The organism is Flavobacterium defluvii (assembly GCF_900129555.1).
Classification (GTDB): domain Bacteria; phylum Bacteroidota; class Bacteroidia; order Flavobacteriales; family Flavobacteriaceae; genus Flavobacterium; species Flavobacterium defluvii.
The window spans coordinates 615,880-628,336 of sequence record NZ_FQWC01000002.1 but is presented as its reverse complement, the minus strand read 5'-3'; the positions used below and the strand labels follow the sequence as shown (position 1 = coordinate 628,336).

Annotated in this window: 6 protein-coding genes; all 6 read right to left on the bottom strand. The window is 36.2% G+C overall.

The window, feature by feature from the left end; all coding sequences use genetic code 11:
* Positions 1-49 precede the first annotated feature (49 nt).
* The gene (locus BUC29_RS06915) at positions 50-2,182 is read right to left on the bottom strand and encodes an RICIN domain-containing protein (protein WP_084538597.1); all 2,133 of its coding nucleotides are present in this window, start codon (positions 2,180-2,182) and stop codon (positions 50-52) included.
* 180 nt (positions 2,183-2,362) lie between these two features.
* Entirely contained in the window at positions 2,363-3,526 is a 1,164-nt protein-coding gene (locus BUC29_RS06910) for a SusE domain-containing protein (protein WP_084538596.1), read from the bottom strand.
* Between the two features lie 16 nt (positions 3,527-3,542).
* A complete protein-coding gene (locus BUC29_RS06905) occupies positions 3,543-5,435 on the bottom strand; it encodes a RagB/SusD family nutrient uptake outer membrane protein (RefSeq protein WP_073414662.1) in 1,893 nt (630 codons plus the stop codon).
* An 18-nt stretch (positions 5,436-5,453) separates the two neighbouring features.
* On the bottom strand, positions 5,454-8,597 hold the full coding sequence (locus tag BUC29_RS06900; RefSeq protein ID WP_244160786.1) for a SusC/RagA family TonB-linked outer membrane protein: 3,144 nt from the start codon (positions 8,595-8,597) through the stop codon (positions 5,454-5,456).
* A 499-nt stretch (positions 8,598-9,096) separates the two neighbouring features.
* Positions 9,097-10,080 carry a glycoside hydrolase family 43 protein gene (locus BUC29_RS06895; RefSeq protein ID WP_073414660.1) on the bottom strand — a complete coding sequence of 328 codons (984 nt, stop codon included), beginning with the start codon at positions 10,078-10,080 and terminating at the stop codon, positions 9,097-9,099.
* 40 nt (positions 10,081-10,120) lie between these two features.
* On the bottom strand, positions 10,121-12,283 hold the full coding sequence (locus BUC29_RS06890) for a TIM-barrel domain-containing protein (RefSeq protein WP_073414658.1): 2,163 nt from the start codon (positions 12,281-12,283) through the stop codon (positions 10,121-10,123).
* Positions 12,284-12,457: the final 174 nt, after the last annotated feature.

Below are 12,457 nucleotides of genomic sequence, written 5' to 3'. Positions count from 1 at the left end.
ATAATGATTTTAATGATCTTATTTGAAGTATTTACTTTTCATTCTGCGTTTATTTTTTAATAAATCGTTTTGTAATTTTTGTTCCGTCTTTTTCAAAAACAGCAAAGTAAATTCCTGTTGTTAAGCCAGAAACATCGATACTATTTTCTTTTGCCGTTTGCTGCAAAACCTTACTTCCGGTTTCAGAAAAAACCTGAACCTGAATTCCTGTCATTTCAGAAGTAAAAAAGAGTGTATTCTTTACCGGATTTGGATATATATTTAAAATTTCTACAGCAGGTTTTTCATTTGATGAAGTATTCGGAAACTTTGCTGTTCCTAATGTTGGAGTAAATTTTAACAATTCCAGCTTCCAGCGCTGGGCATCGTTGTTGTTGTCCGTCCATTGATGAACATTGGTTCCCGGCTCGGCAAGGTTATTTACTACGTCAAGACATAAATTTGTGTTTTTATGGGTTAATTTAAAATAGCCATCGCTCATTAATTCTATTTTCCAGCGTTGTGCATCGGTACCAAGATCTGACCATTGCTGTACGTTTGCTCCGGGCTGACTGCTATTATTGTCAACATCCAAAACCTGAGTTGTTCCCCGATGCGTTAATTTATAAAAACCATCAGATTCTTTTGTAATAACCCATCTTTGGGCATCGGTTTCATTACTTGTGTATTGCTGTACGTTTGCGCCTTGCTGTGTACTGCCTCCGCTTACATCGAGACTTTGATTAGTTCCTTTATGAACCAGCCTGTAAACACCGCCTGAAATGATGGGAACTTCGATTAAATCTAATTTCCATCTTTGCGCATCATTATTAGCATTCAGGTTATCTGTCCATTGCTGTACATTGGCACCAGACTGACTGCTGTTGTTGTCTACATCCAGACATTGATTTGTTCCTTTGTGAGTTAATTTAGCATAACCATCAGACATTATTTCGATTTTCCAGCGCTGTGCATTATTATTGCTGTCCAGCCATTGCTGTACGTTTGCTCCCTGCGCACTACTGTTATTGTCAACATCAAGACATTGATTTGTTCCTTTATGGGTTAATTTATAAAATCCGTCTGCTTCGAGCGTAACAATCCAACGTTGTGCATCATTACCATTATCTGTGCTTTGCTGCACGTTTGCTCCCGACTGACTGCTGTTATTAATAACGTCTAAACATTGATTTGTCCCTTTGTGCGTTAACTTATAAATTCCTCCCGAAACAATACTTTGCGTTGGACAGGATTGATCTGGTGTTCTTGGAGCAACGCCATAATTGGTCATATTTACAGGTTCAATCAAATCATTAGAATTGAAATACATTCTGTCAATAGCTATTTTTCTATCTCCCGATGTGCCATTTTCGTATCGATGATAAACGATGTAATATTCATCACAATTTCCTATTTTGATTACACCATGATGCCCCGGACCTTTATCTTCTACATTAGAACTCAATACTTTTCCTCTATACGTCCAGGGTCCCATTGGTGAATTTGAAGTGGAATACTGCACATTATAAGTATCATTGTACCACGCTCCATTGGAATACATCATATAATAAATCCCTTTTCTCTTTACCATATAAGGCCCTTCAGTATAATTTTGAGGTGTAATATCTGTTGGACCTGTGGCTAAGGAAACCATATCTGGATTTAATTTACGAACGACCATTCTGCTTTTTCCTGATCCTCCGTAATAAATATAAGCTTGCCCGTCATCATCAATAAAAACATTGGCATCAATAATATCATCGGTGTAAGGATCTGTTGCGATAAGCGGTGCGCCTATATCTGTAAAAGGACCAATGGGTGTATTACCAACTGCAAGACCTATTTTGGTTTCGGCTGTATAATAGAAATAGTATTTATTATTGCGAAAAACTACCGCCGGAGCCCAGCCGTTGTATTGTGCCCATGGGCTATCAGGAAAAAGATCGAAAATAAGACCTTCGTCATGCCAATTGGTTAAATCTGTAGATGAATAGGCATGAAATTGTGTTCCGTAAATGGCTGTGGTATAGATGTAATATTTATTATTAAAATAATGAATTTCGGGATCGGCTCCTGTAAAAAGAGGATTACCACTCGTTTGTGCCTGAGTGGTATTGGCTAAACTTATAAACATTAAAAATAATGTAAAACGCAGTCTTATTGTACCAATAAGACAGAAACTATTTATTTTAAATTGTATCATAATTTGTTTTTTTATAAGAATTACTAATAACTTTTTTAGTTTTCTGAAAGCAGAAATCTATAAAGCATGCCTCATTTAGTTCTTGAAAAAGGTTAAAAAAAGAATTCAAAACTCTTCAGCTTTTTAAACTGAAAAGTTTTGTCTTCTTCTACTTAACTACTTGTTTATTATGAGATCGTATTACAGTTTTTTCAATAGAATCGTCATTTTTGCCGGATTTATAGTAAGTTCATATTGTCCAGCGGTTTCAATTATCCATTTATTATCAGGTTGTCCATTTGGCATTAAAAGTACTGTTGGATTATCAGATGCTTCTCCTTTTATCACAGTTCCATTTGCAGGCGGCATTAAAAATCTTCCGCCCCAGTTGCCTAAATCTAAAGCAAGTTTAAATTCTCCGGCATCGAATTGTCCTTTATAAGTAAATACTTCAGGATTTTGAGGGTCCCAGGTCATTGGTTTTGCTCTTCCAATATCCCAGCCTATACCAGTAATGGCGTTTCCAACCATATAGACATTTTCATAAGGTACATATCCAAATGCATACGTTCCCTGATCGATATCCAGATAGAATGAATGACGTCCTGCTTGTGTTACCTTAAAGACGTTATCATTGTTTCTTGGTTCAGTTACATTATAAAAAATTTTATTTCCTGCTATTGGATCGTAAGATGGTAATTCGCTGCCTGCTTTTTCGATAACTTTAAATGCACCTGCAGAAAAATCTCCTATGAAGTTGTAAATTGTTCTTTCTGTTTTTTCAGGTAAGTTTTTGCCTGCACTATAATCCCAGCCGCCACTTATAGCATCTCCAACCATAAACAATGGTAATGGTCCCGGACTGTAACTTGTTACGGCAAAACTGGATGTTGAAACCTCCGGAAGCTGATATTGTGCAGAATTGTCTACTCTTGCTATTATCTGTACTTCGAGATTGGTAACAACCCCGCCAGGACGTTTAAAGTTTTTGAGTAATAAAGCATTTAACTGTCCTACGGTATAAGATTTAGTAAAAATACCTGCCGGAATTTCTTCTGTAATTGTCGTGCTTGTTCCGGGTGCAGCGCCTTCTCCAAAATTATTTCCCACAATGTCCATACGAAAAAAATATGTAAGGCTTGTTCCCGCTCCTCTGTCGTTTCCTTGTGTCCACGTAAAAGTTATTGCATTTTCGGCTTCATGATCTTTAGTCAGTACAATTTCTTTATTCGAAAGTGTTATAGTTAAAGGATTGGCAAAATTAGGCTGCTTTAACCAATCTTCGTTTTCAAGTCCGCTGTCTGCACAGGAGACAAAAACCAAACTCATTATTATAAATGAGATAATATTTTTTATATTTTTCATTTGCTCTGATTTTTAGTTATTTGTCCCAGAAAGGTGCCTGGATTAAATTAGGATTCTTTTCGATTTCTGCTAAATATATCGGGAACCAATAAAAAGATTTTCTGTATACTCTTGTTTGATAAGCCGTTCTTTTATAGAATTCATCAGCGTTTTTACCGTTGAAATTCATTCCGTAAAATGGACCGTTCAAAACTGTTTCTGCCAGTTTCCATCTTCTTAAATCATCGTAACGGATTCCTTCTGTACAAAGCTCTACTCTGCGCTCCATTCTAATAATTTTTCTAATACTTTCCTGATCGTCATTAACATGTATATTGTCAACGTCGGTTGCGCCTGTTGTGTAGGTTCTTACTCCGGCTCTTGTTCTAATTTTATTAAGGTAAAATAAGATTTCCGGATTTCCGGGATCAGACTCATTAAGTGCTTCTGCATAATTTAAATATGCTTCACCTAATCGATATAAAATTCCGTGACGCGGGGCAAAATAACCAATAGTAGGATTTCTTGTTGGGTCGGTTCTTTTTCTTGCTAAATATCCATTTTGCGGGGCATCGTGGGTATTGTTGTTATCTTTTGCACCGTTAAAAAATTCTAATTTTCTTCCTCTGTCCTTACCTGCATTGTCACCATCTGTATACCATGCTCCATTAAAATTAACTGCCAGATAAAATCTTGGTTCACGATTGCAATACATATTATAAGTGCCTGCAAGCGTTACAAGGCCCGGGCTTTTTACCTCATTAAATTTTGTTACTCCATTTGGCCAGTATCCATCCTGAGAAGAGAAACCTGTTTCAACATATCCGGAATTAGGATCAGTTATTGGTAAACCATTTGCTGTAAAGAAAGCATCGACCAACGATTGTGTTACTCCATAACCTCCGGCTCCTCCGGCTCCACCTGGTGCAGTGTGTCTGTCATACTCTTTAGAATCAACATTTACTCTGGCAAAAAGAACTTCTGTGTTACCTTTACTGGCTTCAATAAGATGCAAATTTTGGCAGGATAAAAACGGATCAATTTTTCCTGCTGTGTTCATTTCTGTATACAGTTTATGCCCTGCTGCTTCTGCACTTAAAATTAAATCTTTACTGGCATCTGCTGCAATTTTCCATTTGTTGGCATCGTAAGTATTGTTGAATAATGGTGTCCCTTCTTTTGTAACATGGTTCGCATAATCTGAATTTCCATTTACAAGCGGACTTGCGGCAAATAAAAGCATTCTGGCTCTAACAGCCTTACACATTATAGAAGTAGCACGGCCAAATTTTCTTCCGTCTGAATAAGAAGCTGGCAAAATAAGTTCTACTTCTTTGAGTTCTTTATTAATCCAGGTTACAATATCATCATAAGGGGTCTGACCTACCTGCAGGTCTGATAAATTATAATTTACAGGTGTAATCTGGTCGGGACTAAAAGGAATAGGTCCGTATGTATTTATAAGTAATGAATAATAATAGGCTTTTAAAAAACGACATTCTGCAATCATTAAGCGAACTTCTTCTTCATTCAAATTTTGTTCCGGCAGCGGCTTAATATTTTGTATAAGCAAATTACACTCTCTAATTCTTTGAGGCAGGTTATTCCAATAACCCGGAGTCCATTGTGAACCTACAGACCAGTCGCCTAAAATAAATGGTATTACCTGCCAGTCATACTGACGCCATCTTTCTGACGGTGTCATATCGTCTCCTAAAATTTCCCATCCCAGGCTGCGCGCATATCCCCATGTAGGGTCTGGAATTCTGGAATAGCAGGAAGCCAGCCAGTTTTCTGTTTTGGTTTTACTTTCAAAAACACCGTCCAAAGTAAGTTCGGTATCACTCTCTTTATCTAAATAATCAGAACAAGATGAAGATAATAATAGCCCTAAAAAAAGGAATATTGCTCTAATGTATATATTTTTCATTTTAATAGTTTTTAAAAATTATAATGCTACTGATAATCCAAAAAGAATTGATTTTGTCGATGGATATTTCAAACCATTTCCTGTATCTAATTCCGGATCCCATAGTTTAAAATTAGAGATGTACCATAAATTATTACCGCTGATGTAAACTCTTAATCCTTGCAGATAAAATTTTTGTGTTAGTTTTTTATCTAGTGTGTATCCTACTTCCATCGTTTTTAAACGGCCAAAACTCATGTCTTTTTTCCACCATGTAGAAGCTACAGAATTGTTGGCATTAGGACCATAACTTAATCTTGGCCAAAACACATCCTGACTTGGGTTTTCTTCGGTCCAGCGGTCATTATAATTTGAATAGATATTTCCTAAAGTTCCGGTACCGCTTCCCGGTATAAAATTGGCTCCGCCAATAATTCTTTCTGATTTGGCTATTCCCTGAAAGAAAAAACTAAAATCAAATTGTTTGTATTTTAAATTGTTACCAAAACCGTATACAATCTGCGGATCTGTTGTACCGCCTATAAAGCCCTCGTCTAAACCACTAATGATTCCATCGCCATTTCGGTCTTCGTATTTAATATCTCCTGGTCTTAACGATGTTCCAAATGTTGGTACTGGCAATCCCGGAGCGAGTACTCCAGGCGAAGAAAAATCTTCTTCTGTATAAAGTCCCTTGGCTACATAACCCCATAAAGTGTTGTTTTGAATACCTGTTCCGGAACGGTAAGTTCCTTTAACTGCTTCGGCTTCATCTCTTTCGGTTACTTTGTTTTCAACAAAAGTGAAATTGGCACGCCAGCTCATAAAGAAATCGGGAGTAATTTGTTTATTAAAATTGAATCCGACCTCGATACCTTTGTTTTCCATTTTCCCAAAATTGGCCCAAGGTGCATTAATAAATCCAGCTTGTGTTGGAACTGTGTTTCTTTCTACAAAAATGTCTTTTCTTTTCTCCTGAAATACATCTACAGTCAAATCCATCATGTTAAGTATTCCAAGTTCGATACCAATATCGGCTTTTGCTACTTTTTCCCATGTCAAATCGGTTACTCCAATCTGTCCTTCTTCAATACCTTCAAATTTTACTCCCTGCCCTGTTCCAAACCAATAATCAGAATTATTATTATCGCTGATGGTTGTTAGATAAGCGAACCTTCTATTAGCCCCTATATTATCATTTCCTACTAAGCCGTATGAACCACGCAGCTTGATTTTGTTGAAAATATCTTTAACAGGTTCCATAAATTTTTCTTCGGATGCTATCCATCCTGCTGCTACAGAAGGAAAAAATCCGTATCGGTTTCCTTTGGCAAAATTTTCTGATCCGTTATATCCAAAATTAAATTCTCCAATATATTTTCGATCAAAAGTATACGAAGCTCTTCCCGCTAATCCCTGATGTTTAAATGCCTGTGGTGCCGTTCCGTCATTATAACTATCCTGATTATATAATAACAGTCCGCTTAAGTCATGTTTTCCAAATGAACGGTTGTACGTTGTATTGGCTTCCAGATAAACACGTCTGTTACCAAACTCTGCAGATCTGTCGTATCCTAAATATTCTTGCCCGTAGGCCTGAACTGTACCGTGAATTAAACTTCCGTCTAAATCTCTTTGAGTAGCTACATTATAATAATCCGGCGATTTTCCGCGTGTAATTCTATTCTCAGAATAAGAATCAAACGAATAGGTAAATTTTGCTTTTAAACCCGGCGTAATAATATCTTTAAAATCTTGTTCTAACGATACTAAACTTTCTATTTTACTGCCGCCCTGACGATAATATCCCTGCTGTGTACTCATAGCCCACGGGTTTTCTCTTGCAAATACACGTGGAATAGTCCCATCAGAATAAATAGCCGGATGCACAAACGGAGTGGTTTCAAAGGCAGTATTAAATAATACATCGGTGCTGCTGTTTCCTTTTTGAAGATTTTGTAAAAAACCTCCAATATTTACTCTTAATAAAGTTGTTTTAGATAAATTAACATCAACATTCGTACGAACATTTGCCCTGTTTAATCTGGTTTCAGAATCGTATGTCTGTTTAGGATCTGCGGCAAGTATTCCGTTTTCACTATAATAAGAAGCTGTCAATGCATATCTTAAAATTTCAGATCCACCGGCAACATTCAAATTAGATCTTGAAGTAAAAGCATAATCCTTTGTTATGGCATCTACCCAGTTTACATCAGGATATAAATCCGGATCATATTGACTAGCGGTTTTTGAAATACGGTCGTCCGAAAATAACTTAGGTCTGCCCTGCTCGACAGCCAATTCATTTAGCAGGGTCATATAAGGTGCTGCTTTAATAAATTCAGGCAGTTTTGTAGGTTCCTGAATAGAATATTCTGTTCTAACCTGAATTGTAGGAGCACCGACAAATCCTCTTTTGGTATTAATTAAAATAACGCCATTTGCTCCTCTTACACCATATACAGCACTGGCAGCGGCATCTTTTAATACAGAGAATGATTCAATTTCTGAAGGATCAAGATCGTTTAAGTTTCTTTCGATTCCATCTACTAATACCAGCGGATTTGTTCCTCCTTTAAAAGTAGAAATTCCTCGAATCTTTATATCCGACTGATCGTATCCCGGTTCACCAGAACGTTGTACGGCCATTATACCCGTAATTTGACCTGCCAGATTGTTTCCTAATGTACGTGCTGTTCCTACTTGCAATAACGAAGGTTTGATAGTACCAATTGCTCCTACAACCGAAGCCTTTTTCTGAGTCCCAAAACCGACAACAACAACGGCCTGAAGATCATTACTTTCTTCTACCATAGTTACTGTTATTTTTTTATCGTTGTTTAAAGGCCTCTCGATTTCTTTCATTCCAATAAACTTAAATACAAGCGTTGCCTGCGAAGATGAAACCGTAATAGTAAAAGTACCATCGAAGTCTGTGGTTACGGCATTTTTTGTGCCCTTCTCCAATACAGTTGCACTGGGTAATGACAATCCTTTTGAATCTACTACTGTTCCTGTTATTTTTACGGAATTCTGCAAATTGCCATTCTGTGCATAAATGTTTGCCGCAAAGAGCGATAGGAACAATAAAAATGTAAATCCGGTACTGCTAAACTTTAATTTACACGAGGTAAAAAGGTTTAAAAGATTGGATAACATTTTCCAAGTCGTTTTAATTTCCATTTGGTTAATTTTTGGTTGGTTAAAAGTTAGTTTTATCAATCAAAATGGATTCTTAAGTTTTTGGGTGAAATACAAAAAATAAGATTTATACTATAAATAAAAACACTAGATAAATTCTTGGTCTTTTTTAATAGATGATAAAATATCATATCATTTTTTATTGATATCTCAATTTATATCTTAAAAATTTCATTTTAATTTTTGACCAAATTAGGATATTGGTAACGTTTTATTAATCCCATTTCGTGTCAAAATTGTGTTCAAATGATTCATCAGGCCTTGAAAACACTGAAAATTAAGTTTTTGAGAAGTTAGAAGTTTTAAATTACGAATGATGAGGTATATATTGTGAATTATAAGTTGAGAATTAGGGTCAAAAATGATAATTTCTTAATTATGAATATGTAATAGTACCAGCAAACAAAATTCATAATCAAAACTTATAGTAAAAAAAATAACGCATGGCTGCGTTATTTACGTTCTACGACTATATGTTGTATTATTTAATCACATTGGCTTGTACGCCTTCTTTGGTTATAACAACGGGTTTAATAAAACCATTTTCATCAAAATACATTTCTTCTATACAGGTTTCCCTCGAATTTCCATCAGTTTCTGTAAGTGGTCTTCGGTGATAAACAATAAAATACTGATCAGAATCGGGCTTTTTAATAATTGAATTATGTCCGGCGCCGTTGGCAATTTTAAAATCCTGCTCTAAGATTTTTCCAATTCTTTTAAAAGGTCCCATTGGCGAATCTGCGATGGCGTAGGCAACACAATAATCAGGACCTGTCCAGCCGCCTTCAGACCACATAAAGTAGTATTTGTTATTTCTGATAAACATAAACGGGCCTTCAACATAGTTCTCGGGTGTAATTTCTTTAAAAACCGTTTTATCTTCAAAAGGAATAAAACCAGTAAAATCAGGTTTTAGTTTAGCAATATTACAATGCCTCCACCCACCGTAAATTAAATAATGCTGTCCGTCTTTATCTCTAAATACAAACTGATCTATCGGCTGTGCACCATTATAAAATTTATCAACCAGGGGTTTTCCCAAATAATCTCTATATGGACCTTCTGGTTTTGAGGCAACGGCAACACCAATTCCGCCAAGTTCATTGTCGCTCTGAATATCATTTGCACCAAAAAACAAAAAATATTTATTTTTATTTTTAATGATAGATGGTGCCCACATTGCTTTTTTTGCCCATTTTACAGCCGAAGTATCTATAATCCTCGAATATTTTGTCCAGTGTGTTAAGTCTTTAGAGGAAAATGCGTCCAGAAAAACCTGATCTTCATAACGGGCAGAAAAAGTGGGATAAACCCAATATGTTTTATCAAAAACAATTCCTTCAGGATCTGCATACCAGCCTTTAAATATGGGATTGTTGTTTTTTGTATTATTCGAAACTTTTTCTTGTGCAATTGTTTTTGAACACAAAATAAAAAGAAGAAAATATAAAACTTGTTTCATACAAAATCATTTAAGTTTGATAATTTGCTTTTTTTAGTAATTACTTTAAAGCAATCTTGATTCCATCTTTAAGAGTACCGGTTCCTGTATACGTTTTTCCCTCAAATATTAAATTTACAACTATTTCTTTTATATCCTGGCTGCTATTTCTTTTACCTATTTGATCTGAAAGTTTAACTACAACCGTATTATCTTTTTTAACGGCTGTAAAAATTAGTAAAGCATAATCTTGTTTTTCGAATCCAAAACCATCTCCTTCATCCAGATACAAATTTCCTTTTGCTTTTCCATCTTTATCAAGACATACCAATAAACTTAACGGGTCGAACGAATTCTCACCTGCATTCTGGATAATTTTTCCGGCTGGAATAATGCTTCCGCCTTTTATGCTCAGTTTTGCCTGATATTTATCCTGTTTATCTCCGTCAACCAGACTTAGTTCTTCCCAAATGCCCGAAGGAAGTATTGGATTTTTGGCAAATGCCGGAACTACCAAAAGATTTTCTCCTAATAAAAAAGCCTGTTCTTCTGCTCTAAGTTGTGAATCTTTGGCATCAGCAAAAAATACGGGAGCCATAACCGGCATTCCAGTATTAGAAGATTCATAAAAAAGCGTGTATAAATACGGTAATAAACGATAGCGTCTTTCGAGAGCTATTCTTGAAGTTTTCTCTATTTCTGCACCATAAGCCCAAGGTTCTTTATCATTTGTTCCTGCGCAGGCATGCCCGCGTGCAAAAGGCATAAACGCACCGAAACCAAGCCAGTTTGCCCACAAATCTCCATCTGTATTTCCTAGAAAGCCTCCTATATCCGGACCGTTAAACGGCTGTCCGGATAGCCCTAATGTCAGCGACATCGGAACAGATAATTTTAAATGATCCCAGCCCGCATAATTATCTCCTGTCCAGGTTGCTGCATAACGCTGTCCTCCAAGTAAATTAGAGCGTGTAAGAAGAAATGGACGTTTATCAGGATTTGTTTTCAAAATTCCGTTATAAGATGCTTCCACCATTAATCGGCCGTAAGCGTTGTGATACAGTAAGTGAGATCCTTGCGGCAAATTCCCTCCGCCTTTATGCGGTGTATCATAAGGCATTGTTCCTAAACGTTTATCTTCCGGAAAATCATTATCGTTTACAGCAGGCTCGTTCATATCATTCCAAACGCCGTCAATACCTGTATTTAAAAAATCCTTATAAAGTCCGCCCCACCAATTTCTTGTTTTCGGACTTGTAAAATCAGGAAAGGCACAATCTCCCGGCCATACTTTACCGTGATATTCTTCTCCGTTATTTTGTTTCACCCAAACATCATTTTGTGTTCCCGAATTGTAAACCGCATAATCTTTATCTACTTTTACTCCCGGATCGATCATGTAAACAGCACGAAAACCTTTTTTATGCAAATTATCATTTAAGATTTTAGGATTACGAAATCGAATACTATCAAAAGTAAAAACTCTGTAACCCCGCATGTAATCAATATCCATCCAGATTACGTCGCAGGGAATTTTCTTTTCTCTAAATTTATCTGCGATTTCCATAACACGTTTTTCGCTGTCATAAGAAAACCTGCATTGGTGATATCCTAACGCCCAACGAGGCGGTAATTTGATCGTTCCTGTTAATTCCGAAAGTCCTTTTATTACTTCCTGAGGCGATTTTCTATCAATGATATAAACTCTGAATAATGCGCCTTCAGAATTATAAATAATCTGGTTTGAGTTTGTGATTAATTCCGCTTTCCAGGTACTGTCAAAGATAATTCCGAAAGCTGAACCGTCTTCACGAACTCCCATAACCCACGGATGCGTTTGATATAATCTTTTTCCATTTTCAACACTATAAGCTCCGGTATCTGTATTCCATAGTTTTATCGATTGCCCGTTGCGCAATAAAGGACCGGTAACTTCACCTCCGCCATACAGGCTTATATTTCCCGACAGCTTTAAAACCGCGCTTGCTTTTTGATTTTTTAATGTAAATTCAGGAACCAGCGGCCAGTCTGACGGAAGTTTGCTTTTGGATTTTGGTTCAGAAGCCAGTATTAACGATGGCGTTTTGTTTTTATCAAAACCTTTAGGAATAAATTCTGCAATTCTGTTTCCTACTAATGAAGATCTTAATATTGAAATTTCCTGAGCGCTGGTGGTTATTCCCAGTGAAATTAAAAATAAAGAAATGATAGTTTTTAAATTCATGTTAGAAAGTTAAATGTTATAAACTGTTATGAATCAGGTTAAGCTAATATACTAAAACGTTTTAGTATATTTGTAAAAATATTGACTTAATTTGTGTGTTTTCATTTTATAAACTATACACTGCCTTTCGTCTTGTCAATATACAACAAGTTAAAAGACAGTGCCATTTGTATT

Coding starts and splice junctions, on each gene's coding strand:
- BUC29_RS06910 (WP_084538596.1), bottom strand. CDS start 3,526: ATGAAAAATATAAAAAATATTATCTCATTTATAATAATGAGTTTGGTT.
- BUC29_RS06915 (WP_084538597.1), bottom strand. CDS start 2,182: ATGATACAATTTAAAATAAATAGTTTCTGTCTTATTGGTACAATAAGA.
- BUC29_RS06895 (WP_073414660.1), bottom strand. CDS start 10,080: ATGAAACAAGTTTTATATTTTCTTCTTTTTATTTTGTGTTCAAAAACA.
- BUC29_RS06890 (WP_073414658.1), bottom strand. CDS start 12,283: ATGAATTTAAAAACTATCATTTCTTTATTTTTAATTTCACTGGGAATA.
- BUC29_RS06900 (WP_244160786.1), bottom strand. CDS start 8,597: ATGGAAATTAAAACGACTTGGAAAATGTTATCCAATCTTTTAAACCTT.
- BUC29_RS06905 (WP_073414662.1), bottom strand. CDS start 5,435: ATGAAAAATATATACATTAGAGCAATATTCCTTTTTTTAGGGCTATTA.